This is a genomic window from Flavobacterium pectinovorum (genome assembly GCF_006438875.1).
Lineage (GTDB): Bacteria > Bacteroidota > Bacteroidia > Flavobacteriales > Flavobacteriaceae > Flavobacterium > Flavobacterium pectinovorum_A.
Genome location: NZ_RCZH01000002.1, coordinates 426,847 through 453,153 on the forward strand (window position 1 = coordinate 426,847; position 26,307 = coordinate 453,153).

Below are 26,307 nucleotides of genomic sequence, written 5' to 3' on the forward strand. Positions count from 1 at the left end.
TTGTAAATAATTTTACCGCAAAGGGCGCAAAGTTTTTTTATCTCTCGTAACGTATAGTAAACACAAAGTTCACAAAGCTTTGTGTTGAACCAGCTTTGCGAACTTTGTGTTTTTATAAAACCATACTTTTAAAAATCTTAGGGCCCTTTGCGGTAAAATTCATCCCTAATTTAGTGAGATTGCTTCGTTCCTCGCAAGGACAATATTGCGAAAAAATTAAGCACAAAAAAAAAGAGACACATTTCTGTATCTCTTTTTGAGGCATCGTCCGGATTCGAACCGGAGTAGGAGCTTTTGCAGAGCCCAGCCTAGCCGCTCGGCCACGACGCCGTAGTTGAACGGATGGCAAAAGTAACTAAAATCTTTAAATTTCAAAACTTTAAAAGTAAGTATTTTAAAAATTTACCATTTTATTTTAAAGATTTACTTTCTTTTTTCTGTCATTTTTATAGTAACTGTTTCAACATCACCACCTATAGGTGGATTTATTTTAGAAACCCAAACTGTTGTTTTTTCTACACTTTCGATCTCTGCAAGGACGCGAATATTGATTCTTTTAGCAACATGTTCTAATAAATGCGAACGAATTGCCATTTCTTCTTCAACAATTTTGTTTAAATGTACATAATCAACCGTGTCTAATAAGTGATCAGTTTGAGCTGATTTTTGTAAACTAGCTTTAATTTTTAGATCTACTGTGTAATCAGATCCAATTTTTCCTTCTTCAATTAAACATCCGTGGTAGGAAAAAGTTCGAATGTTTTTTAGTTTTATAATACCCATTTTTATAATTTTATTCTTGTATTGTTTGGATCTTGGTGATTTGATGTTACAGCGTATACTGAAACTGATTTTTCGTTTTCATTTACAGTGAAATGAACTGAGTAAGGAAATTTTTTTAAAGGTAAGATGCGAACAGTATTATATTTTTCTTCGAAAAAAGGAAACGTTTTTAAAGTTTCTACATAATCTTGATATTCATTGAAGAACTTTGTACCTAAGCCATTAGATAAAGATTCATAATATTCAGCGATTTCATCTGCTTCTAAATCAGCTCTTACAAGAATAATTATTTCATACATTTATTTATTCCATTTAGCATTAAGTCTTTTTTTAGATTCTTCCCAACTTATAAAATCCTCTGGTTTAGCATTTTTCATACGTTCTAAAACCATTTCTTGTTGCCATAACGGAACTTCATTCGCAGTGTTTTCGTCTATAGAAACATCAGGAATATGTTTGAAAAAACTAACAAAAGTTTCGTAAAAATCGTCTGGAATTGTAACAGTTAATTGTCTCATAACTTTCAATATTTATACAAAAGTACTAATAAATTAAGTTTCAGGTTTACTGAGAAGTTTCTAAAGAAAACTGTAAACTGTAAACCGAAAACTGTAAACTTTTTTATCTTTGCTAAAATTACTATAAAATAATGGCATCAGAAGAGAAATCACTCAATTTTATTGAACAAATCATAGAAGAAGATCTTAAATCAGGTCTTTCACAAAGTAAGCTTCATTTTCGTTTTCCACCAGAACCAAATGGGTATTTACACATTGGTCATGCAAGTTCTATCGCATTAAATTTTGGTTTAGGACTTGATTATCAATCTCCTGTAAATTTACGTTTTGATGATACCAATCCGGAAAAAGAAGAACAGGAATTTGTAGATGCTATTAAAAAAGATGTTGAATGGCTGGGATATACCTGGGCAGAAGAACGTTATGCTTCAGATTATTTTCAACAATTGTATGATTGGGCAGTTTTATTGATTAAAAAAGATAAAGCTTATGTTGATAGTCAATCTTCAGAAGATATGGCAATTCAAAAAGGAACTCCATCTACTGTTGGAACAGATAGTCCATATAGAAATCGTTCTGTAGAAGAAAATTTAGACTTATTCGAAAGAATGAAAAACGGTGAATTTGAAGCTGGAACTCATATTCTTCGTGCAAAAATAGACATGAAATCTACCAATATGTTGATGCGTGATCCTATCATGTACAGGATTTTGCACAGACATCATCATAGAACTGGAGATGATTGGAAAATTTATCCAATGTACGATTGGGCACATGGGCAAAGTGATTATTTAGAGGAGATTTCACACTCCTTTTGTACACTTGAATTTTTGCCTCACCGTGAATTATATGATTGGTTTTTAGACCAAATTTTAGAGGATGATAAACTACGTCCAAAACAAAGAGAATTTGCCAGACGTAACTTATCACATACTGTTGTTAGCAAAAGAAAATTACAACAACTAGTTAAGGAAAAGCATGTTAGCGGTTGGGATGATCCTAGAATGTCAACAATTTCAGGATTAAGAAGACGTGGTTATACAGCTGCTTCATTGCGTAATTTTGCCAATACAATTGGTATTGCAAAACGTGATAATTTGATAAATGTATCCGTTTTAGAATTTTGTATTCGTGAAGATTTGAACAAAATTGCACCTCGTGTAATGGCTGTTTTAGATCCTGTAAAGTTGGTAATTACAAATTATCCTGAAGGAAAAGAGGAGTGGTTGGAAGCAGAAAATAATCAGGAAGATGAGAATGCAGGTTTCAGAAAAGTACCATTTTCTAAAGAATTATATATAGAAAGAGAAGACTTTCTGGAAGAAGCTCCGGCTAAATTTTTCCGTTTGACTTTAGGAAAAGAAGTACGTCTTAAAAATGCTTATATCATTAAAGGAGAAAGTGTTATAAAAGATTCAGAAGGAAATATCACAGAGATTCATGTAACTTATGATACGGATTCTTTGAGCGGAAGTGGGACAGAAGCAAGTCAAAGAAAAGTGTCCGGAACCTTACATTGGGTTTCTATTTCTCATGCAGTTGAAGCAGAAGTTCGTATGTACGATCGTTTGTTTACAGATGAAGCACCGGACAGTTATAAGGAGAAAAATTTCTTAGATTTTGTCAATCCAAACTCATTAGAAGTTATCAAAGGATTTGTTGAACCAAGTTTATCAACAGCTCAAAACGAAGATAAATTTCAGTTTCAACGTTTAGGTTATTTTACTGTTGATAAAGATTCAACTGCTTCAAATCTAGTGTTTAACAAAACTGTTGGACTAAAAGATGCATGGGAAGAAAAGGGTAAGAAGGAAGAAAATAGTATAAATAATTCTTTAAAAGATATCAATAAATATTTTAAAGTTGAAACAAAACCGGAACGTATTGCAATTGAAAGTGCAATAGGGGAGAGCATTAAAAATGTTTCTAGTTTTTCTTTATTACAAAATTCATTAAAGAAAAATATTAACAATAATAAAGGTTCATTGTTGTTTGCTCAATTTATTTTGAAATATTCAATCTTGAAGTCTGTTGATTTTGAAGAAGACGATATTAAAAAATTATATACAATGTCTCTTAGAAGTGAATCGACTTATGTTCGATCAAAAGCACTTTTAAATTTAAGAGATTTGGAAAATGAAAGTTTCAGAAATCAATTTGAAGAAGAAATTTTAAAATTGAATTCAAATCCACCAAAAAATGCTTCGGAAAGAGAAATTGAAATTCTTGCCGAATTAGCACAAAAATAATATCATTACAATCTATTGAAAAGCGCTTTTTATGAGCGCTTTTTTTATTATTTATATTTTCTATTGAAAACTTAAATTTTATAAATTTTTTAGATCAAAAGTGACCTTCATAAATTAATTGTAAGGTAAAAAATCATTTCTTCCACCTCTTAACTCATCTTTCAGATAGTCGTTAAAAATAAAGCTTTATTTTAGTTTTAGGCTTCGTTTTAGTGCGTTTTTGAGTTTATTAACAACGGATTGTTTATAAAGTTGAGAATTTCATTCGTTTTATAAATTCGATTAAAATTTGGATGGAAAATTGAAAATTTTACTCAAAAGATAGAGATAAAGTATAATATCAATTTTAATGATCGATTTTTAATATTTAAAGCATTTAATTTATTATTTATAAAATCTATTTTAAAGTTAATTTTAATAGATGTTTTTGATTAAAAGTAACTTCAATAGATTGATTTTAAGGTATAATTTCATTTCTTCCATCTCTTAACTCATCTTTTGAATAATAGTTGATTTTAAGTCTTTATTTAAGTTTTAGACGTTATTTTTCTCAGTTTAACGGGTTATTAACATACAATTGTTTATAAAGTTGCTATTTTTATGCAACTGTCAAATTTGAAATTGTTTTTTCAATAATTTGAAATGAAAGTTGAGAATCGAAAGTGAGTTTTACTAAAGTTTAAAAATAAATAGTTTTTGACTTTTGTTTTAATTCTAAGTACGAATTCTTATCAATTGTTTTATGTTCCAATTTTTATTGTGAATTGATTTTGATAATACTTCAGCGTAAAAGTATTTTTTAGGATGATTTCATAATGGTCAAATATCATAGAATTTTTTTTTTGCTGATAGTTTCAAATTTTGATTTTCATCTTTGGCTATAAACAATTCAAAAATTTTAAATTTATTTTACTTATGAAAAGTATCATTTTTACGCTATCTATTTTATTTGCAAATATTGCAATTTCTCAAACACATCAAATTACAAAACATAATGGTGAACAGCTTGATGTTAATTTTATTAAACTGGAAAATGATTTGGTTTATTATTCTTTTATCGGAAGTGCAGAAGAACATAAAATTAGCAAATATGCTGTTTCAGAATTAACCAATAAACAAACCAATCAGACAAAAAAAATATCTGATAAAGTAATAGTAGATTCAAAATCAGATTATAAATTCGTTACCGTTTTACCTCAGGAAAAGACAATAGGTTTAAAACAAGCTGCTAATTTTTCGGGCGTCTCGACCAGGACAAAAGGGGAACCGCCAATTGCAAATCAAAAAAGTACTGCTTTGAGAATCAAAACACAATTGGCTTCAAGTGGATATCCGTTTGTTAGCATTATTGAAAAGGCAGATGGAAAATATGAAGCAATAGCTTATGTGTATTAAATTTAGTGTTAAATTTTATTAAATAATATTTAGTCACCATTTTATAATTTAAAAAAAGAGTACCTTTATTAATCATTTAAATTTAATTATTATGTCAAAGAACTTAAATACTGTAGCAGCAATTTTAGGTGCTGCCGCCGCTGGTGCAGCAATCGGAATTTTATTTGCTCCTGACAAAGGATCTAAAACTCGTGCTAAACTTAAAGAAGGTTTAGATGATGCAACCCACAATTTGAAAGATTCACTTTCGGCAAGTTCTGAAGTGTTACGTGAAAAATTTACACATGCAAAAGAAAATTTAGATGGAACTTATGGAGAATTACTTTCAAATATGAGTTATAAAACAGAAGAGGTAATCAGTTTTTTGGAATCTAAACTGGCTGATTTAAAAGCACAAAACGCTAAACTTCAAAAATAATAATACAGGAAGCACAAAGCTCAATGTGATTTTAATGATTGGGAAGATTATTTTAATTTTAAAGTAATCAGTATACAATTGTTTAATCAGGAGTTTTGTGCTTCTTTTTTTAATTAAAATTACAATTATGGCTTTTGAAGAATTAAAAGAAAACACTGAAAATATTCAGGATCAGKCTAAGGTTTATCTGGACAGTCATTTAGCGTATTATAAACTTTGGGGTTTTAAGGTTGCCATGAAATCAACAACTTTAATTTTTAAGTTCACATTGATTTTATTGTGTTTTAGTATGGTTATGATTTTTGGATCTTTTGCCGCAGCGTATGCTTTTGGATCTTTATTTGAAAGTACTGCACTTGGTTTTTTAACAGTAGGAGGGATCTACTTAGTATTTACAATTTTACTTTTCTTCTTAAAAGATAAAGTTGTTGAAGGTCCTATATTGGAAAAATTTTCAGAAATCTTTTTTAACGACTAATTATGGAAACTAAAAAATACTCATCATACGCAGAAATCGAAAGAGATTTAGAAATTCTCAAATTAGAAAAAGAGATTAATTATCAAAAATTGGTTTTAAGTTTTCAGAGAACTAAAGAATCTATTACACCACAAAGTATCGTTAGTGGCGTTTTTTCTTCCTATAAAGATTACTTCACCAGATCATATCCACAGGTTTTGCAATCAATTTTACCGTATATTATCAATTGGTTTATCAATAAAAAAAGAGGCAATTAAGCCTCTTTTTCGTTTTCTATAATTATTTTACTTCAGGTAATATGTCATCTTCATAACCAGATTGAGGTTCAATTGGTTTTGGTTTCACAATTTTTTTATTGTTTTTCTTCATCATTTCACCAACTTGATTGGATGCTGTAAACGATGCAACCATATTATTCAACATATCGCTTCCGGCTTGTGGAGAATTTGGTAACAAAATTAAGTTAGAATTTGCATCAGCACCAATAGCTTGCAGCGTATCATAATGTTGAGTAACTACAATTAAGGCGGAAGCTTCCTGAGAATTAATTCCAACATTATTCAAAACTTCAACACTTTCTACTAAACCTCTTGCAATTTCACGACGTTGATCTGCAATACCCTGACCTTGTAAACGTTTACTTTCAGCTTCAGCTTTTGCTTTTGCAACGATTCTGATTCTTGAACTTTCAGCTTCAAATTCAGCTGCAGTTTTTTCTCTGTCAGCGGCATTGATTCTGTTCATGGCATTTTTCACTTGGATATCCGGATCAATATCAGTTACTAAAGTATTGATTATATCATATCCGTAAGTTGTCATTGCTTCGTTCAATTCTCTTTTTACTGCAATTGCGATATCATCTTTTCTTTCAAAAACGTCATCCAATTTTAGCTTTGGAACTTCGGCACGAACAACATCAAATACATAGGCAGTAATCTGATCGTGTGGATATTCGAGTTTATAAAAAGCATCATATACTTTTTCCTGTATCACTTTAAACTGAACTGAAACTTTCATTTTGATAAAAACGTTGTCTTTAGTTTTGGTTTCGATGATAACATCAAGTTGTTGAATTTTAAGATTTACACGTCCGGCCAATCTGTCTACCAACGGAATTTTTAATTGTAATCCTGAATTTCTAACACTGTGAAATTTCCCAAATCGTTCTATAACTACTGATGATTGTTGTTTAACAGTAAAGAACGAAGACATTAAAATAAATAATCCGAAGACTATTAGAATAATAAATGCTGTACCCATGATGATATTAATTTAGTTTTTATTAATTTTTAAAAATACGAATAATATAAAGACATTCATTATATAATAATTTCTTTAGAAGATTTTATTTGTTAAAATTTATTCTATTTTTGGTTTAAAATTTAACCAAAACAAAATTTATGAAAAAAATTGTATTTTATTTTTTACTATTAACGTCTTTCGTTTCGAAAGCCCAGATTAATGTGAGTTTTTATGCAGATCCTGATGAATTAAAACAATTAAAAACACGCCCTTTACTTGTTGAAATTATTGAAGAAGATGAAGATGTTTTAAAGAAACTGGATAAACCAAAGAAAGCTGAAGAGTTAGCGGATTACAAAAAGTTTATAGTTGACTTTAATAGAGATTTTAAAGTTTATGCCCAAAAATATTGGACATTCACTAATCAAATGGAATTTAAAACAAGTACTGAAATTAAAGCTTTACAAAAAGCTAAGAATAAATCGTATGCTATTTTAAGATTAGTTCAATTGAATGATAAAGGTTACTGGGGAGTTAAAACAAATCAAAATGTTCCTGCGATAGCATTTACAAGAATAGAAAGTAATATTATTAAAACAGATTCCAAGATTTATTTACCATCCCGAAATTTAAATAATGATAAGTCTTTATCTGAAGCTGATTATAAATATGCCTTAACAATTTTACAAGCGAATGTAGATTGGATTATTACTAATGATAAAGTTTTAAATTTTGACAAGTATGCTGAAAAAATGGCTAAAGAAAATGTTTCTAGATTAAAAGGAAAAACATTATTAGTAGAAGATAATATGTTGGCGAAGGGTAGAACAAAAGAAGCTGCCATAAAAAATTACGGTGGAGATTTAAAGTTTGTACCAGAATCTGAATTGAACGATGCGCTTGTTAACAAATCTAAAAATACTGCTGTTGTGTATACAGCTCCTTATGGAATTGTTAAATCGAATGCACCATTCGTTTCGTTTTCTACTATAGTATATTTTAAAATTATAGTAGATTGTGAAACAAACGAAATCCTTTGGTTATATATGCCGGGAGCTATGAATTGGGGAGCGAATATGTCAAACCAATTAACGGAAGGCGAATTTAAAGTCATGGCAGATTTAAAAATTATATAAAAAAAAGCTCCCAAATTTGGGAGCTTTTTTGTTTTTATAAAGTTGCAATTGCTTTCTGAATTCTAGAGATAGTTTCTTCTTTTCCTATGATTTCAACAATGTCAAATAGGTGAGGGCCTTTTAGTGCTCCAACCAAACTCAAACGGAAAGGCTGCATTACTTTGCCCATTCCAATTTCGTTTTTAGTTAACCAATCTTTTACGATTGCTTCTATATTTGCCGAATCAAATCCATCAATATATTCCAGAGTTGAAATCAATTCCTGCATTAAAGCCGGCGTTTCTTCCTTCCAGTTTTTGCTTGCTTTTTCATCATAAGATGTTGGAGCCTGGAAAAAGAAATCAGTCAAATCCCAAAATTCAGAAACGAAATGAGCACGTTCTTTAATCAAAGAAACGATTCTTGTAACGTCAAATTTAGAAATATTAATACCTTTTTCAACTAGAATAGGAGTGAAGTCTTTCGCTAAATCAGCATCATTTTGTTTGATTAAATATTGGTGATTGAACCATTTGTTTTTCTCCGGATCAAATTTAGCTCCCGATTTATGAACTCTGTTCAAGTCAAAAGACTCTACTAATTCTTCCAATGAAAATAATTCTTTGTCAGTTCCGTCATTCCAACCTAACAAAGCAAGAAAGTTTATAACCGCTTCCGGAAAAAATCCTTTCTCTCTGTAACCTGATGAAATTCCTTCTTCAGTTTTCCATTCTAACGGGAACACAGGAAATCCTAATTTATCACCGTCTCTTTTAGATAATTTTCCGTTTCCAATTGGTTTTAAAATCAAAGGTAAATGCGCAAATTCCGGAGCATCCCAACCAAAAGCTCTGTATAATAAAACGTGAAGAGGCATAGAAGGCAACCATTCTTCACCACGAATTACATGTGAAGTTTCCATCAAATGATCATCGACAATATTCGCTAAATGGTAGGTTGGCATACCGTCACTTTTGAATAATACTTTATCATCAAGAAGATTCGTTTCAAATTTTACATCACCACGAATAATATCTTTCAAATGTAAAGTTTCATCAACCGGCGTTTTAAAACGGATAACATAATGTTCTCCATTTGCAATTCTTTTAGCAACTTCATCAGCAGAAATTACTAGGGAAGTATCTAACTTTTCACGATTGTGATGGTTGTAAATAAATGTTTTTCCTTCGGCTTCGTGTTGTTTTCTATGTGCATCCAAAGCTTCAGGAGTATCAAAAGCATAATATGCCCAACCTGAATTGATCAATTGATCAGCATAAGATTGGTAAATTTCTTTACGATCACTTTGTCTGTATGGACCGAATTTTTCATTTTTTCCAACGGTTTCTTCAGGAGCAATTCCTAACCATTCTAGTGCTTCCATTATATAAGCTTCGGCACCTGGAACAAAACGAGTCTGATCTGTATCTTCAATTCTTAAATAAAAAACACCATTGTTTTTTTTGGCAAATAAATAATTAAATAGGGCAGTACGAACTCCGCCAATATGTAAAGGTCCTGTTGGACTTGGTGCAAAACGCACACGAACTTGCTTTGACATTTGTTTAAATTTTGATGCAAAGATACAACTTTAGATAAATTCCAATTTTTTAAAATTCCAAATTACAAGGTAAAGTTGAAGTTGGGATTTGGAATTTATTTTTTGGAATTTGAATTGCTATAATTAGTACTTTTATGGGTTATAAATAAAAGAGAATCACTTTGAAAACAACATCTGCAATATATCTAAAGCTTGAAGCATTTATAAAGAAATATTATACCAACGAATTGATAAAAGGAGGACTCCTTTTTATTGGATTTGGGTTATTGTATTTTCTATTTACGCTTTTTATTGAGTATTTTCTTTGGTTGAAACCATTAGGAAGAACCTTTTTGTTTTGGTTATTTATAGGTGTAGAAGTTTTTCTTTTGTTCCGATTTATTCTTTTTCCAATTTTTAAGTTGTTCAAACTTCAAAAAGGAATCGATTATAATCAGGCTTCCAAAATTATTGGAGAGCATTTTACAGAGGTAAGTGATAAGCTTACGAACTTTTTGCAATTGTCAGCTTCTGAGAATTCGGCAGAAAGTTCTGAATTGATGTTGGCTTCGATAGAGCAAAAAGCAAATTCATTGCAGCCAATTCCATTTGGAAATGCTATCAATTTTAAAACGAATAAGAAGTATTTACCATTGGCAATAGTTCCGGTTTTACTTTTTGCGGTGTTTTATATTTCGGGAAACAGCAATATAATTTCTCAAAGTTTAAATAGAGTAGTGCATTTTAATGCGACATTTTTGCCTCCGGCTCCTTTTAAATTTGTGGTCCTAAATCAGAATTTGCAAACAGAACAAAATAAAGATTTCGTTATCAAAATGGAATCTGTTGGAAATGTTGTTCCGGAGAATGTAATGATTCATATTGGTAACGAAAGTTATTTTATGGAATCATCTCAAGCGGGAAAGTTTGAATTCAAGATTGAAAAACCTGTAGAAAATGTTTCGTTTTCTTTTGAGGGAAATTCGGTTTCATCTGATGAATATGAATTGAAAGTTATTACAGTTCCATCAATTGCCAATTTCGAAATGGTGTTGAACTTTCCCTCTTATCTAAAGAAAAAATCTGAAACCATTCAGGGAACCGGAAATGCAATTGTACCGGAAGGAACTTTGGTGACCTGGAAAATGAATACACAATCGACTCAGGAGATTGTTTGGAAGGATGAAAAGGCAACTTTTAAGTTCAATAAATCTGAAAATGAGTTTAAATTGGCTAAAAACATCAGTCAAAATACAGAATATCAAATTCTTACCTCGAATAATAAGGTGAAAAACTACGAAAAACTGGATTATCAGCTCTCAGTTATCAGAGATCAGCATCCAACAATCAGCGTAAGTCCTGCACCGGATAGTTTAAAGTTAGATAAGAATTATGTTTTAGGCAGACTAGGTGATGATTATGGTTTATCTAAATTGCAGGTTGTGTACTATGAACATAACAAACCAAATACTGCAAAGCGAGGAACGATACCTGTGAAGTCTGGAGTATTTGATCAGTTTGTTTTTAATTTTCCAAGCAATCTGGCTGTACAAGAAGGAGTATCTTATGAGTACTATTTTGAGGTTTTTGATAACGATGCACCTCATGGATTTAAGAGTACAAAGTCTTCTGTTTTTTCTGATCGAGTTTCAACTACTGATGAGATTCATGATATGGAATTGCAACAGCAAAATGATAATATCAATAGTTTAGAAAAGTCTTTGAAGAATCAAACCAAACAATTCTCAGAGATGGATAAGATTCAGAAAGCCGGAAAAGAGAAAGATAATTTAGAGTTCAAAGATCAGCAAAAAGTAAATGATTTTATCAAACGTCAGAAACAGCAAGACGAATTGATGAAGCAGTTTGCAGAGAAAATGAATAAGAATTTAGATAAGTTTCAGTCTGAGAAGAAGGACAAAACTGCTGATGATTTGCAAAAGCGTTTGGATAATGCGGAGAAAGATTTAGAAAAGAATCAGAAGTTAATGGATGAGTTGAAGAACTTAAACGACAAATTGAATAGTGAAGAGTTGTTTGATAAAATGGAAAAGTTCAAACAGATCAGTAAAAACCAATCTCGTAACCTTGAACAATTAGTCGAACTTACAAAACGTTTTTATGTTTCTAAAAAAACAGAACAAGTTGCAGATAAATTAAAGAAGTTAGCAGACCAACAAGAACAGCTTTCGGATAAAGATAAAGAAAATACTCAGGACAAACAGGAAGATATCAACAAAGCATTTGATAAAATTCAAGAGGATTTAAAAGATTTGAAAGACGAAAACAAGACGTTAAAATCTCCATTGGATATTCCTTCTGATGCTTCTAAAGAAAAAGATTTAAAGAATGATTTAGAAAAAGCTTCTGAAGAATTAGGTAAAAAGAATTCTTCTTCGGCTAAGCCAAAGCAAAAAAGTGCTGCTAAGAAAATGAAAAGTATGGCAGAACAAATGGATTCTAGTATGGAAGGTGGAGAGCAGGATCAGTTAGAGGAAGATGTTGCGATGCTTCGTCAGGTTCTGGATAATCTTTTGGCTTTTTCTTTGTCAGAGGAAGATGTTATGAAACAATTTAAATCTATGAAATTGGGATCTTCTGCTTATACAAAGAACATTAAAGTTCAGCAGAATTTGAAACAGCAGTTTAAATATGTCGATGATAGTTTGTTTGCAATGTCTCTTCGTAATCCAAAAATTGCAGAAGATGTAACTAAAGAAATTGGTAATGTTCAATATAATGTTGATAAAGCTATTGAAAGCTTAAGCGATGTTCAGGTTCCTAAAGGAGTTTCACACCAGCAATATGCTGTTTCATCTGCAAATAAATTAGCAGATTTTCTAAGTGATTTATTAAACAATATGCAAATGTCTATGTCTAAACCAGGATCTGGAAAACCAAAACCAGGAGACGGACAAGGTATGCAATTGCCGGATATTATTCAGAAACAAAAAGGTCTGGGTGATAAAATGAAGGCAGGAATAAAATCTGGCGATAAACCGGGAGACAAACCTGGGGACAAACCAGGCGAAGGAAAAGATGGTCAGGGTAAAGATGGACAAGGAAAGAACGGTGAGGGAAAAAGTGGAGATGGTAAAAATCGACAAGGAAACAAAAGCGGTGGAAAAGGAAATGAAAGTAAAGACGGGAATGATGGAGAAGGGGATGCTGAAGCTATCATGGAAATCTACAAGGAACAAGTAAAACTTCGTGAAGCATTGCAAAAGGAATTAGCAAAACAAGGTTTAGATTCTCAGGGTAAATCTGTAATCGATCAAATGAAAGCTTCTGAAAAACAACTTTTAAATAAAGGTTTTAAGAATGAGAACTTGCAGCGTATTCTAAATATTCAACAAGAATTATTAAAATTAAACAATGCAGTTCAGCAACAAGGGCAAGATACCAAGCGTCAATCTGAAACTAATAAGGCTGAGTTTTCTAATAAAACGAATGCGTTGCCAAGCTCGTTATTGGATTATTTAAACAGTGTAGAGATTTTAAATAGACAATCACTACCTTTGCGCTCGAATTTTAATCAAAAAGTTCAAGAATATTTTAATACAAAATGATCAATTTTAATTACGAAACCGAATTTACTTTAGACAACGAACAAGCCTTTGCAGATTGGTTAAGTGCTGTAATAGTTTCTGAAAATAAAAACGAAGGAGAGATAAATTACATTTTTTGTGATGATGAATATCTTCATAAGATAAATGTAGAATATCTAAATCACGATACTCTAACTGATATTATCAGTTTTGATTACACAGTTGGAAATGAACTTAACGGGGATATTTTTGTTTCTGTAGAAAGAGTAGAAGATAATGCTAAGGATTTTAATGTTTCTTTTGAAGAAGAAATTAAGCGTGTTCTTGCTCACGGTATATTACATTACTGCGGTTACAAAGATAAGTCTGATGCTGATGCTGAACTTATGCGTTCAAAAGAAGATGAGAAGATTGCGATGTTTCACGTGGAACAATAGATAAAAACAAATTCCAAATTTTTAAATTCCAAATTCCAATTGTTTCACGTGAAACAATTAGTGATTTATTTTAAATATTAGGCATGAATGTTTCACGTGGAACGTTAGTTTAAAGTTTATTTTGAAAGTTGAAGATGATAATGTTTCACGTGGAACACAAACAAAGTGTATCGTTTTAAAAAGAACTGAGAATGTTTCACGTGGAACATGAACAGTGTTGAAGATTCTAGTTTGGAATTTACAGAAGAAATTTGTTTCACGTGGAACAGTTTGAGGCAACGATTCGAAATTTTAAAACTTATAGCTGCTGTTCCACGTGGAACAGCGTATGTTTTTGAAGTTGAAATTTTGAGTTCTAAATGGGCGTTTGAAATTTAAAAAATGACTATTGGTGCAAGTGCGCCGTTCCACGTGGAACAAAAAAAATATAAAGTTAATTCTGAGAACCGTCTTAAACGGTTTCCAGAGAATAATAAAACAAAATGTTTTTAGAAGAATACGATGTTATTGTAGTTGGTGCAGGTCATGCTGGATCTGAAGCCGCGGCAGCGGCCGCAAATTTAGGATCAAAAACTTTATTGGTTACAATGAGCCTGCAGAACATTGCGCAGATGTCTTGCAACCCAGCGATGGGAGGAATTGCAAAAGGACAAATTGTGCGTGAGATTGATGCGTTGGGCGGATACTCAGGAATTGTTTCTGACCGAACCGCAATTCAATTCAAGATGTTGAATAAATCAAAAGGACCTGCGATGTGGTCGCCGAGAGTTCAAAGTGATCGAATGCGTTTTGCTGAGGAATGGAGAATGATGTTGGAGGGAACTCCAAATTTGGATTTCTACCAAGAGATGGTAAAAGGTTTGATTATCGAGGATGGAAAGATAAAGGGAATCAAAACTTCGTTAGGAGTGGAGATCAGATCTAAATCTGTTGTTTTGACAAACGGAACTTTTCTGAATGGTTTGATTCATATTGGAGAAAAACAATTCGGTGGGGGACGAGCTGGTGAAAGTGCAGCAACCGGAATTACCGAAGATTTGGTTAAAGCTGGATTTGAATCTGGAAGAATGAAAACAGGAACGCCACCACGTGTTGATGGACGTTCTTTGGACTATTCGAAAATGAACGAAGAAAAGGGAGATGCAAAGCCGGATAAGTTTTCTTATTCTGATTTGACAACTCCTTTGACGCATCAAAGATCTTGTCACATGACGTACACGTCATTGGATGTTCACGATATTTTGAGAGAAGGTTTTGATCGCTCGCCAATGTTCAACGGAAGGATCAAAAGTCTTGGTCCAAGATATTGTCCTTCGATAGAAGATAAGATTAATCGTTTTGCTGATAAAGAACGTCACCAATTATTTGTAGAGCCGGAAGGTTGGAATACTTGTGAGGTTTATGTGAACGGATTTTCAACTTCGCTTCCGGAGGATATTCAGTTTAAGGCATTGCGTTCTGTTGTTGGATTTGAGAAAGTGAAATTCTTCCGTCCGGGTTATGCAATCGAATATGATTATTTTCCGCCGACGCAATTAAAACACACTTTGGAAACTAAGTTGGTTGAAGGTTTATATTTTGCCGGACAGATTAACGGAACTACAGGATATGAAGAAGCAGCTTCGCAAGGTTTGATGGCTGGAATAAATGCGCATTTAAAAGTGCATGAAAAAGCACCATTAATTTTAAAACGTGATGAAGCTTATATTGGTGTATTGATTGACGACTTGATTACGAAAGGAACGGAAGAACCTTATCGTATGTTTACATCAAGGGCAGAGTATAGAACATTGTTGCGTCAAGATAATGCAGATTTCAGATTAACGCCAATGTCGCATGAAATTGGTTTGGCTTCTGAAGCTCGTTTGCGCAGAATGGAAAAGAAATTAAACGAGTCTGAAAAGATGGTTGCTTTCTTTAAAGAAACGAGTGTATCGGTTGCAGAAACAAATCCGATTTTGGAAGCGAAAGAAACAGCCCCGATTACACAAGGTGATAAAATGTTTAAAGTTTTCTCTCGTCCTCAAATTGATTTAGAGGATATGATGAAATTTGAAAAAGTAAAAGAATATATAGAATCTAACGATGTTGATCAGGAAATTTTGGAACAAGCCGAAATCCAGGTCAAATATTCCGGTTATATCGAAAAGGAAAGAAATAACGCTGATAAGCTAACACGTTTAGAAGATGTGAAAATTCCTGAAAGTTTCGATTATAATAAAATTAAATCAATGTCGATTGAAGCAAAACAAAAATTGAGCAAGATTCGTCCTGTAACAATTTCTCAAGCTTCAAGAATAAGCGGAGTGTCACCAAGTGATATTTCGGTTTTGTTGATTTATATGGGAAGGTAGAAATTGTAGATTTCTGATTATAGATTTTAGATTGTTTGTTAGAATGAATATTTGAATCTTTAGATTTGATTTTTATTCCATAGAGATGCATAGCAGTGCATCTTTAGTTGTTTAAAGTTTTAAATTTGTTGAACCGTGAAAATCGAATAAGGTTGTTTTCTGTAGAGATGCACAGCAGTGCATCTAACGCAACAGTATATAATTCGCTTTAATCAAAATATGTTGTAATCAAAATATATTGGAACGAAGACGCACTGCTGTGCGCCTCTACAATTAAAAGGAGGATAAAGAACGAAATGATTAAATTGTTCCACGTGAAACTATTTTTATTTGGATTTAAAATTAGGTTTTAATTTGAATTGTTCCACGTGAAACTAATTTAAAATATGAATGCTTTTGACATAGTTTGTCATTCCGAGGAACGAGTAATCTCCATTGCAAGATCGACAAAGATTTGTTTCGTTTGCTTTAAGATAATCTAAAACATTAGATAGTATTTGTTCCACGTGAAACGAGTTTGAAACGGAATGGCAAAAAAATAAAAACTATATTTAGTAATTATGAAAATCGTTCAAAAAGAAGTTTTATCATTAGAAGAAAAAGATTCTTTAATGCAACTTTGGAATAACGAATATCCAGCAAGATTACATTTAAAAACGATCGATGATTTTGAATCGTATTTGAATGGAATTTCAAATACAAAACATTATTTGCTGCTTGATGATTCAAATAAAATTAATGGTTGGGCGTTTACTTTTTTGAGAGAAGGTGAAGATTGGTTTGCCATAATTTTAGATAGCCAAATTCAGGGAAAAGGAAATGGTTCACTTTTGATAAATGAAATAAAAAAGAATAATAGTAGTTTGAATGGTTGGGTTACTGATCATGAAAATGAAATGAAACAAAATAATGAAATATATAAATCTCCAATGGTGTTTTATTTAAAAAACGGTTTTACAATTTTGGCAGAAACTAGATTAGAAAATGAAAAAATGTCGGCTGTAAAAATTAACTGGAAACGCTAAAAGAGAAATAATAAAAACAATAAGCCCTAAAAGTGAAAAATTTCGCTTTTAGGGTTTACTATGAAATTAAACCAAAATACCTATAATTTAAAAATGGACGTTTTAAACAAAAAACATTTTCTTACTGTAAAAGACCATTCTGTATCTAAAGAGATTTTCGAATTGTATCATGACGAAACTTTAGACATGTTGATTACATCTCCGCAACCCGATTTGCAAAATCTTGGAAGATATTACGAAAGTGAAGATTATATTTCTCACACAGACAACAAACGTTCGTTATTTGAAAAAGCATATCATGTTGTAAAAAACATGGCGCTGAAAAATAAACTGAATTTAATAAATGGCGAACAATCTCAAAAAGGAAAAATTTTGGACATTGGTGCCGGAACCGGAGATTTTTTATTGACGGCAAAAAATGACGGTTGGGAAACTGTTGGAGTGGAACCAAGCGAACGAGCAAAAAATATTGCGATACAAAAAGGAATTTCTTTTGTGGATGAAATTAGTGATCTTGAAAATAATTCTTTTGACGTAATTACGATGTGGCATGTTTTAGAACACGTTCCAAATTTGGAATTTCAAATTCAGGAATTGAAGCGCTTATTAAAGCCAACTGGAACATTAATTGTTGCGGTTCCAAATTTCAAATCTTACGACGCAAAATATTATAATGAATTTTGGGCCGCTTATGATGTGCCAATTCATTTTTGGCATTTCTCCAAAAAAGCCATCCAATCTCTTTTTGAAAAAGTCGACATGAAATTGGAAAAAGTACTTCCGATGAAATTTGATTCTTTTTATGTGAGCTTATTATCCGAAAAATACAAAACCGGAAAAATGAATTACATCAGAGCATTTTTTGTTGGTTTAAAATCAAATTTAAAAGCAAGCAACACAAAAGAGTATTCATCGCACATTTACGTCTTAAAAAACAGCTAAAACGTAAAATAAGCGCGTTTCTAGCAACTTTTTCATTCAAGTGAGGGGAAATATCCTTTTTTTTGAGAAAACACTTCTAATTAAAGCTATAAAAGCCACTTTTGATAGTGGTTTTTTATGGTTTAAGTGGCATCCATAAATAAAAACAATGCCATAAAAAAGGAGTGTTTTTTGAAATTTTGCGGCTGAATTTTTCTCATTTTAAATTTTGAAATCATGAAGATAAAAATTATTAAGAATTTTGCTTTTATTGAAATTGTATTTTATATTTTCAGAAGTGCAGAATTTAAAAAAATGATGTTAATCGAATTTTGTGTTTAAAAATTTTAGATATAGGAAAAGATTTTTTTGCCGTGATAAATTTTGAAAACATCAAGGAACGAAAAAAGCATCCAAGATTCTTTTAGGTTTAAAAAAAACAGGTAAAACACAAAATAAGCCAATTTAAGCGACTTTTTCGGCTCTTAGGAGGAAGAATATCGTCTTTTTCGAGATAGTGTTTCTAATAAAAGCTATGAAAGTCACTTTTGATAGCGTTGAATTATTGACATTTTTCTTTCGATAAATAAAAACAATATGATAAAATTCTAGCATTTTTTAAACTTTATGTTGATGCTATTTATTTTTTTATATTTTTGTCTTCTATACATTAAAAAATTAGAAATTTAAAAAATGAAAAAAGCATTAGTAATTATCGCACTTTCAATTTTGGTTGTTTCATGTGGTAAAACAGCAGAAGTTAAGGAAGTAAAAACAGCTTACGTAGATACTTCAGTTTTAATGAAAGAGTATACTGAAGCAAAAGATCTTGAAGCAAAATACAAAGGACAGGCAGAAGAAAAGGGAAGACAACTACAAGCTGAAATTGCGCGCTTTAAACAAGATGCTGCTAGTTTTCAAAGTCAGGCACAAGCAAATGGACAAGCCTGGGCACAACAAAGAGGAGCTGAGTTGCAAAAAAGAGAACAACAATTGGGTTATGCTCAACAAGCTTTGTCTCAACAATTGCAACAGGAAAGTGGTGTTGAAATGGATTCTCTAGTAAGCGGAGTTAAAAAATTCATCAAAGAGTACGGTAAGAAAAACGGTTATTCTTATATCTACGGTACTGGTGATGCTGCATCAATTTTGTATGCTGAAGAGAAATATGATATAACAAAAGATATCATTAAAGCTTTGAATGACAAATACAAATCAGAGCCTAAGACAGATAAACCAGCAGTGAAAGAAGAAGAAGCTGCTAAAAAATAATACCAAACTAACTACATTAAATTAAAAACCTAAGTCTGTAAAGATTTAGGTTTTTTCTTTTATAAAAATACGATACTTTTAGTTTTTCAATACAAGCCCAATGCAAAACGTTTCAGAAGCTGCTGCTTACACCTTACAATTCATCAATCAAACGCAAAAATCGATATTCCTGACCGGTAAAGCAGGAACCGGAAAGACTACGCTTTTGCGCGAAATCATTGCGACAACGCACAAAAACACAGTAGTTGTGGCGCCAACCGGAATAGCGGCCTTAAATGCAGGCGGAGTAACGATACATTCGATGTTTCAGTTACCATTTTCTGCTTTTATTCCGTCTTATGAAGAGGCTTCTCAGTTTACCGAAACGGTGAAATTCGAGAATAAGGAAACTTTGCGCCGACATTTCAAAATGAACAATGTGAAGCGAAATGTGATCAGAAACATGGAACTTTTGATTATTGATGAAGTCAGTATGCTTCGCGCTGATTTGCTGGATGCCATAGATTTTATGATGCAGACGGTTCGTAGAAACACCAAAGCTTTTGGTGGTGTTCAGGTGCTGTTTATTGGCGATTTACTGCAGCTTCCGCCCGTGGTAAGGGATGAAGAATGGCGAACATTACGCAATTATTACAAAGGAAAATTCTTTTTTCATTCGCATGTAATTCAGCAGAATCCACCGTTGTACATCGAATTATCTAAGATTTATCGTCAGAGCGATGATGCTTTTATTTCGGTTTTGAATAATCTTCGAAACAATCAGATTACTCCACAGGATATTCAGGTTTTAAACGAATATGTCAAACCGGATTTTGACTTAAAAAACAATCCCGGATATATCACACTTACAACGCATAATGCCAAAGCCGACTCTATGAATGAGCAGGCAATTGGCGATCTGGCAGGAAATGAATTTTCTTATCAGCCGTTTGTTGTGGGTGATTTCCCCGAAAAAATATTCCCTGTTGAGGAAAACTTAAAACTTAAAATAGGCGCGCAAGTCATGTTTGTTAAAAACGATTTGTCATTTGAAAAACGGTATTTCAACGGCAAAATGGGCGTGATAAAGTCGCTTTCTCCCGAAGAAATCTTTGTGCATTTTCCGGATGAGAATAAAACCATTGAAGTTGAAAAATACGAATGGAAAAATATTCGTTACAAGGTAAATGAGCTTACAAAAGAAGTTGAAGAAGAAGTTTTGGGCACATTTGCGCATTATCCCTTAAAATTAGCGTGGGCTATTACGGTACACAAAAGTCAGGGTTTAACTTTTGAGAAAGCTGCGCTCGATGTATCGCAAGTTTTTTTACCCGGACAGGCGTATGTGGCATTATCACGTTTAACGTCCTTAAATGGGCTTATTTTGCTTTCTCCGCTACAGATGAATGGTATTTCGAACGATCAGGATGTCATGGATTATGCTTTGAACAAAGCAACAGAAGATATCCTGAAAAATTCACTGCATTTTGAGACCAAAAACTTTATTCATAACTATTTGATTAACAGTTTTAATTGGACTGATTTATCTCAGGAATGGCGTAATCACCGTTTTAGCTATAACGAAAATGCGGCTGGATCAGAAAAATCAAAACATTCCGTTTGGGCTCATAAACGTTTAGAAACAATTGACGGACTTATTGATCCTTCGCAAAAATTCGTGAATCAGCTTAATAAAATTTTCAATAAAGAAACTGTCGATTTGCTTTTTGTGCAGGAAAGGGTAGTGGCTGCCTATGATTATTTCTTTAAACCGATGGACAAATTGGTAACGGATCTTTTGCAGAAAATGGCCGAAATTCAGAAATTCAAAAAGGTCAAAGAGTTTTATGAAGAATTGGCTTTTCTGGATGATTTGCAAACGAAAGCTGTTTTGCGCTTAATGAAGGCCAAATTGCTTATAGAAATTGTCGTTGCAGGCGAAACCATCTGTAAAGAGAAATTGTCGTCTACAGCGATTAAAAACTACAAATTAGACAAGATTGCCAGAATCCGCGAGGAATTTAATATGTCCAACACAGATATTTTTAAATCGGAAGAGCCTGTGGTGCGATATACTGCAAGGAAGCTGGATAAAAGCGTACCAAAGGCTGACAAGAAAACAACTGTAGAGGAAACGCACGATTTATGGCTTGAAAAAAATTCGATTCAGGACATTGCCAGAATTCGTAAGCTTACAGTGCAAACTATTGAAATGCATTTCGTTAAACTGATTCAGGCTAAGAAAGTAGAGATTTCAGATGTCTTGCCTTATGATAAAATTCTGGCACTTCGTGAAGCTTTTCAGTTTTATCAGGAAGAATCTTTAAATCCATTGAAAGAAAAATACGGTGATGAATTTACCTGGGATGAGCTTAAAATGTTCAAAGCCAGTATCAATTGATTTTAGTGCCGAGTCTTCGGGATAGATTTTAGATTTTAGATTTTAGATTTTAGATTTTAGATTTTAGATTTTAGATTTGGCCAACTAACATTATGTAAAATAAAATTTATTATATAAAGTCTTCTTTTTTAGGAGGTTATAAATGTTCCACGTTAAACAAAAGTTCTGTTTTGTCTTAATGTGATGTTGTTACATATGGGAAATATTTTAAAAGTAGAACAAAAAATCGCAAAGATTTTGTCATTTTGACGAAGGAGAAATCACACTAGAAATTCCACAATCAAAATCGCCAATCTTTGTCGAGCTACGAGTGTGATTTCTCCTTCGTCGAAATGACATTATGTAAAATAAAATTTATTATATAAAGTCTTTTTTTTAGGAGGTTATAAATGTTCCACATTAAACAAAAGTTCTGTTTTGTCTTAATGTGATGTTGTTACATAAGGGAAATATTTTAAAAGTAGAACAAAAAATCGCAAAGATTTTGTCATTTCGACGAAGGAGAAATCACACTAGAAATTCCACAATCAAAATCGCCAATCTTTGTCGAGCTACGAGTGTGATTTCTCCTTCGTCGAAATGACAAATCAGACGGAATCATTCTTATAAAAAATGATTGACCTAGCCTTGATAGAAGTGAAAATCTTTTTGTGGCGATCCCGAGGCTTCGAGGAATGTCATTAAGTTAAGGAAAACATCCTTGATAGTAAAGTAAGTAAATCTCTCGTAAAAGAGAAAAATCATAAAGATTTTGTCATTTCGATCCCGAGGCTTCGGGAGAGAAATCTTCGCGAGAAGCTCGACAAAGATTGGATTCTTGGTGCGGAGTTATTTACGAAGATTTATCCTCTGTCGAAATGACAAGATTGTGTTTATGTCTTGTTATTTTGAGAAAATTATGGTCCAAGAAACTTCACTTAATGACACTGTGTTTTAGCACGAGATTACTCAATAAAAATCAATATTTACGGGAATAAATAATTACTTTTATATTGACGTAAATATCAGATTAATAATTAATTAAAAGATTTAGATATGAAAAATAGAATACTATATTTTGCTGTTTTGATTTTTTGCGGTCAATTGACTTTTAGTCAGGATTTAAAACCGGAATATCAAAAATTTATAAAAAACTTTATTGCCAATGTAAAAAGTAATAACAAAGAGGGAGTTGCTGCTTTTATTTCCTTTCCGTTGGGACGGGAGTATCCAATTCCGGCAGTCAAGAACAAAGCCGATTTTATCAAAAGATATGATCAGATTTTTGATAATACGCTGAAGAATGAAATTATAAAATCAAATCCCGTAAAAGATTGGTCAGAAGTTGGCTGGCGCGGAATTATGCTGAATCAAGGCACTTTATGGATTGATACTGATGGAAAACTACTCACTATTAATTATCAATCTCAATATGAAAAAGATCTCAAAAATAAACTGATAGCGAGTGAGAAAGGAAAACTACATCCTTCAATTGCTAAATTTAAAGCTCCAGAATATATTCTGGAAACATCAAAATTCAGAATTAGAATTGATGATCTTGGAAATGATAATTACAGATATGCTTCCTGGTCGATCAAGAAATCAATGAGTGATAAACCTGATTTGGTGATTACTAACGGAAAGTGGATTTCTGACGGAAGTGGTGGAAACAGCCATTTTGATTTTAAGAAAGATGTTTATTTGTATCAATGTTATATCATTGTTTTAGGAACTTCTGAATCTCCTCCGGCCAGTTTAACGATTTCTCAAAATGGCAAAGAAATACTTTCTCAGGATGCGAAAATAGTGACCAAATAGTCAAAACCTGTTCCACATGGAACAGGTTTTTTTATTGAAATACAATATTTTATCTAAAATTTCTGTTTATCTATTTCTTTAAGAAGAGGTTTAAATTTTCAAGGTCAGTATAAATTTATCAAGAGTTGAAAGTCTATATTTTGTGCCGTTAGGCACTCAATGTTGGTAGAAACATCAATATGAAGAAATTTAGCGTGCCGCAGTTACGCATGTGTTTGTTTTGTTGCGTACCTATGGCATGCCAACGAATTTTGAATCTTATGTCTACCAATATTTCGTGCATAAAAGCACTTTAACTCTTGATTCGCAGTAATTATAATTATATTTGATCGTAGTTACCAGATTAATAAACTATTAAAAGTATTTTAAAGATGAAATTAAAAAATGTATTTTTAGTGTTATTGATTTTAAGTTCTGCTTTTTTGACCGCTCAGGAGTTAAAAACAGAATACAAGGCATTTGTAAACAAATTTATGACAAACGTAAAAAACGATAACAAAGAGGCGATTGGAGACCTGATTGTATATCCTTTGGAGCGAGAGTATCCAATACCTGATATTGTTGATAAAACAGACTTTATAAAGCGTTATAAAGAACTATTTGATTCCACTTTAAAAAATGAAATAATAACTTCAAATCCTGAGAAAGACTGGTCTGATATGGGTTTGAGAGGGATTATGTTAAATCACGGAAGTATTTGGATGGATGTTGACGGACGATTAACCGCAGTAAATTATCAATCTAAATTTGAAACAGATCTCAGAAACAAACTGATAGCCTCGCAAAAAAAGGATCTGGATTCAAGTATTGCTTTTTTTCAGAAACCGATTTGTATTTTAGAAACGGCTAAATTTAGAATTAGAATTGATAATCTGGGAAACAATAATTATCGTTATGCTTCGTGGTCTATTGATAAAAAAATGACTGAAAAGCCGGATTTAATTATCTACAGAGGTGAACTTGTTGTAGAGGGAATAGGAGGAAATCATCAATACGAATTTATAAAAGACAATTTCAAGTATGAATGCGCATTCATCGTTTTGGGCGAAAAAAATTCGCCTCCTGCGAAACTCACAATCTATCAGGGCACGAAGGTAATCCTTACTCAGAGCGCCAAAATAATTGCTAAATAAAAAAATCCTATTGGTAGCAGCCAATAGGATTTTTTATTGTTTAAAGAGAAGCTTTTACTTTTTCTAAATCTTTTTGCTGATCTATTTGTTTCAGCTTAAGTTTTTGAATTTCAACTTCTTTCTGTTTTACTTTAATAGCTTGTTTTTGAGATTCTTCTGCAGTAAACGAACTAGTATTAATCTTTGTATTAATTTTTTGATTATCAGCTTCTAGTTTTGAAATTTTCTGTTTCGTTTTATCAAGATTTTTTTCTGAATTTTTCAGATCTTTTTGATGATTCCCCACTTTTTTTTGCTCTTTTTTCAATCTGGATTGTTCATCATTAAGCTTTTTATGAAGTTCGTCAGAAGATCTTTTAGTTTCCTGATCTGCTTTTTTTGATAAAGCGTCCTGTGCATAAAAATGTTGAGTAGAAATGATAAGGAAGAAAGCGAAGAATAATTTTAATTTAGAATTCATGATTTTATTTTTGTTCTTGTTAATGAAGAACAAAAATAGTGGCTGAAGAAAACTTGCAATACCAAATAAAGTCTTTTTACATACAAAATAAGACAAAAAAAATCCTCTTGGTTAGAAGAGGATTTTTAAATTTTATAGTGATTCAACCAAGATCCAGGCATCTGGATTTTCGCCTTTTTGAATTTCTTTTTGTGCCTTTTCGGCTTCAGCCATTGTAGCATAACTTCCATACAAAACAGGAAATAAACCGTGCTTATTTTCACCAAGCATTCTTGCACTGTAACCATCTTTTATAAGTTGGTTATACGCTTTTCTTGCGTTTTGTTCGCTTCTGTAAGCTCCAGCCATAATGTGATATGGCATTGTTTTTTCTTCAACAGTTTCAACCTTTGTAGAGTCTACTGAAAGTGTAACTGCCGGAAGAGGATTTTGGATAAAAAATGTTGCTTCCTGAATCTTGTTTTGTACTTTTTTCTGAACTGCACTTTCAACGATCAATGTTTTGGTGGCAATTTGATTTTGGTATAAAGGATATCCAATACTACCTGTAATTCCAAGCCCTAAGACAAGAATTGCAGCGTATTTCAGCAGTGGATTTGAAGATCTGTTTTCTTCTTCATTTTCATGCAATAATACTGTTTCTCTTTCAGAAATTCTCTCGATTTTTTTCTCGAAGATTTCTTTTTTAACTAACGGAGAAACAAATGGACTTAATCCAAATGAACTTGTTAAATAATTGGTTTGATCATTTGGTGTGAAAATTATATTTTTTTCAGAATTAAAGCGAATTTCACCAATTCCTTTTAGAGTAATAGTACCGTTTTCTTCTAATGTTTTTTTCCAGCTTAAAACCTCAAATGCAATAGCGCTTACAGCAAAACCGTAAGATGTTTTTTCTGCATTTGCAATATGATTTGCCAACAATCCATCATTGTTTCTCAAATGACTGTTGAAAGAGATCATTTTTTTGGGTGGAAAAAACGAATTTGTGCTTTCATTAAGCTGTGCCGACTGAATTTCGGTTAAAAATGCTCCGAACCCCGGAACCGTTACACACTGATAACGATACAATAACTGTCCTATGTAAGTTTCGATTTTCATATTAGCAAAGTTAGGCAACGAATATAGTTATCAAAATTTTATTCACAATTTTTATTAACAATTGCGATATTTTTATAGATAATTAATTTTCAGTATTTTAATAACAATGTTATTAGTTATTGAAAATTGGGCATAGTGTTA

At 32.1% G+C, this 26,307-nt stretch carries 22 protein-coding genes and 1 tRNA gene; 15 read left to right on the top strand and 8 right to left on the bottom strand.

From position 1 onward, the window contains the following. Window positions 1-259: 259 nt before the first annotated feature. The 4 genes from EAH81_RS27290 to EAH81_RS04210 all read right to left on the bottom strand — a co-directional run bounded on the left by EAH81_RS27290 (window position 260) and on the right by EAH81_RS04210 (window position 1,301). Window positions 260-330 (bottom strand) — tRNA-Cys (locus EAH81_RS27290). A gap of 93 nt (window positions 331-423) precedes the next feature. Continuing rightward, window positions 424-783: a dihydroneopterin aldolase gene (gene folB, locus EAH81_RS04200; RefSeq protein WP_140504079.1), complete on the bottom strand. Its 360-nt coding sequence runs from the start codon at window positions 781-783 to the stop codon at window positions 424-426. A 2-nt stretch (window positions 784-785) separates the two neighbouring features. Beyond that, on the bottom strand, window positions 786-1,082 hold the full coding sequence (locus EAH81_RS04205) for a hypothetical protein (RefSeq protein ID WP_140504082.1): 297 nt from the start codon (window positions 1,080-1,082) through the stop codon (window positions 786-788). Further along, window positions 1,083-1,301: a hypothetical protein gene (locus EAH81_RS04210; RefSeq protein WP_140504084.1), complete on the bottom strand. Its 219-nt coding sequence runs from the start codon at window positions 1,299-1,301 to the stop codon at window positions 1,083-1,085. A 131-nt stretch (window positions 1,302-1,432) separates the two neighbouring features. On the opposite strand from EAH81_RS04210, the gene EAH81_RS04215 reads away from it, so the two are divergent. The 5 genes from EAH81_RS04215 (at window position 1,433) to EAH81_RS04235 (ending at window position 6,098) form a co-directional block, all read left to right on the top strand. Further along, entirely contained in the window at window positions 1,433-3,550 is a 2,118-nt protein-coding gene (locus tag EAH81_RS04215) for a glutamine--tRNA ligase/YqeY domain fusion protein (RefSeq protein WP_140504086.1), read from the top strand. 915 nt (window positions 3,551-4,465) lie between these two features. Then, complete coding sequence (locus tag EAH81_RS04220; RefSeq protein WP_140504088.1) at window positions 4,466-4,945, top strand: hypothetical protein; 480 nt, start codon at window positions 4,466-4,468, stop codon at window positions 4,943-4,945. A gap of 91 nt (window positions 4,946-5,036) precedes the next feature. Next, complete coding sequence (locus tag EAH81_RS04225) at window positions 5,037-5,363, top strand: YtxH domain-containing protein (RefSeq protein ID WP_089354172.1); 327 nt, start codon at window positions 5,037-5,039, stop codon at window positions 5,361-5,363. 127 nt (window positions 5,364-5,490) lie between these two features. Beyond that, window positions 5,491-5,841 carry a competence protein gene (locus EAH81_RS04230; RefSeq protein ID WP_140504091.1) on the top strand — a complete coding sequence of 117 codons (351 nt, stop codon included), beginning with the start codon at window positions 5,491-5,493 and terminating at the stop codon, window positions 5,839-5,841. Window positions 5,842-5,843: 2 nt separating this feature from the next. Further along, window positions 5,844-6,098, top strand: coding sequence for a DUF6327 family protein (locus EAH81_RS04235; RefSeq protein ID WP_140504093.1), 255 nt, complete (start codon window positions 5,844-5,846; stop codon window positions 6,096-6,098). 22 nt (window positions 6,099-6,120) lie between these two features. On the opposite strand, the gene EAH81_RS04240 is transcribed toward EAH81_RS04235, so the two are convergent. After that, entirely contained in the window at window positions 6,121-7,101 is a 981-nt protein-coding gene (locus EAH81_RS04240; RefSeq protein WP_140504096.1) for an SPFH domain-containing protein, read from the bottom strand. 140 nt (window positions 7,102-7,241) lie between these two features. Here EAH81_RS04240 and EAH81_RS04245 point away from each other — a divergent pair, with 140 nt between their 5' ends. Then, entirely contained in the window at window positions 7,242-8,219 is a 978-nt protein-coding gene (locus EAH81_RS04245) for a hypothetical protein (RefSeq protein ID WP_140504098.1), read from the top strand. Window positions 8,220-8,253: 34 nt separating this feature from the next. Here EAH81_RS04245 and gltX read toward each other — a convergent pair whose 3' ends face one another. Beyond that, window positions 8,254-9,759 carry a glutamate--tRNA ligase gene (gene gltX / locus EAH81_RS04250; protein WP_140504101.1) on the bottom strand — a complete coding sequence of 502 codons (1,506 nt, stop codon included), beginning with the start codon at window positions 9,757-9,759 and terminating at the stop codon, window positions 8,254-8,256. 161 nt (window positions 9,760-9,920) lie between these two features. Here gltX and EAH81_RS04255 point away from each other — a divergent pair, with 161 nt between their 5' ends. The 9 genes from EAH81_RS04255 to EAH81_RS04295 all read left to right on the top strand — a co-directional run bounded on the left by EAH81_RS04255 (window position 9,921) and on the right by EAH81_RS04295 (window position 24,605). Beyond that, window positions 9,921-13,307 carry a DUF4175 family protein gene (locus EAH81_RS04255; protein WP_140504103.1) on the top strand — a complete coding sequence of 1,129 codons (3,387 nt, stop codon included), beginning with the start codon at window positions 9,921-9,923 and terminating at the stop codon, window positions 13,305-13,307. Beyond that, window positions 13,304-13,723, top strand: coding sequence for an rRNA maturation RNase YbeY (gene ybeY / locus EAH81_RS04260; RefSeq protein WP_140504105.1), 420 nt, complete (start codon window positions 13,304-13,306; stop codon window positions 13,721-13,723). The genes EAH81_RS04255 and ybeY overlap by 4 nt, the downstream gene beginning before the upstream one ends. Window positions 13,724-14,205: 482 nt before the next feature. Continuing rightward, a complete protein-coding gene (gene mnmG, locus EAH81_RS04265) occupies window positions 14,206-16,077 on the top strand; it encodes a tRNA uridine-5-carboxymethylaminomethyl(34) synthesis enzyme MnmG (RefSeq protein ID WP_140504107.1) in 1,872 nt (623 codons plus the stop codon). A gap of 560 nt (window positions 16,078-16,637) precedes the next feature. Further along, window positions 16,638-17,102 carry a GNAT family N-acetyltransferase gene (locus EAH81_RS04270; RefSeq protein ID WP_140504109.1) on the top strand — a complete coding sequence of 155 codons (465 nt, stop codon included), beginning with the start codon at window positions 16,638-16,640 and terminating at the stop codon, window positions 17,100-17,102. Window positions 17,103-17,195: 93 nt separating this feature from the next. After that, window positions 17,196-18,044, top strand: a complete 849-nt coding sequence (locus EAH81_RS04275; protein ID WP_140504179.1) for a class I SAM-dependent methyltransferase — start codon at window positions 17,196-17,198, stop codon at window positions 18,042-18,044. 672 nt (window positions 18,045-18,716) lie between these two features. Continuing rightward, the gene (locus EAH81_RS04280) at window positions 18,717-19,295 is read left to right on the top strand and encodes an OmpH family outer membrane protein (protein ID WP_140504111.1); all 579 of its coding nucleotides are present in this window, start codon (window positions 18,717-18,719) and stop codon (window positions 19,293-19,295) included. A gap of 100 nt (window positions 19,296-19,395) precedes the next feature. After that, window positions 19,396-21,675: a helix-turn-helix domain-containing protein gene (locus EAH81_RS04285; protein WP_140504113.1), complete on the top strand. Its 2,280-nt coding sequence runs from the start codon at window positions 19,396-19,398 to the stop codon at window positions 21,673-21,675. A 1,035-nt stretch (window positions 21,676-22,710) separates the two neighbouring features. Beyond that, complete coding sequence (locus EAH81_RS04290) at window positions 22,711-23,472, top strand: hypothetical protein (protein ID WP_140504116.1); 762 nt, start codon at window positions 22,711-22,713, stop codon at window positions 23,470-23,472. A 371-nt stretch (window positions 23,473-23,843) separates the two neighbouring features. Then, window positions 23,844-24,605: a hypothetical protein gene (locus EAH81_RS04295; protein ID WP_140504118.1), complete on the top strand. Its 762-nt coding sequence runs from the start codon at window positions 23,844-23,846 to the stop codon at window positions 24,603-24,605. A gap of 40 nt (window positions 24,606-24,645) precedes the next feature. Here the strand turns inward: EAH81_RS04295 and EAH81_RS04300 are convergent, their stop codons facing one another. Beyond that, complete coding sequence (locus tag EAH81_RS04300; protein WP_140504121.1) at window positions 24,646-25,065, bottom strand: hypothetical protein; 420 nt, start codon at window positions 25,063-25,065, stop codon at window positions 24,646-24,648. Between the two features lie 132 nt (window positions 25,066-25,197). Next, window positions 25,198-26,166 (bottom strand): SPOR domain-containing protein, encoded by a 969-nt coding sequence (locus EAH81_RS04305; protein ID WP_140504124.1) that lies wholly within the window; start codon window positions 26,164-26,166, stop codon window positions 25,198-25,200. Between the last annotated feature and the right edge of the window lie 141 nt (window positions 26,167-26,307).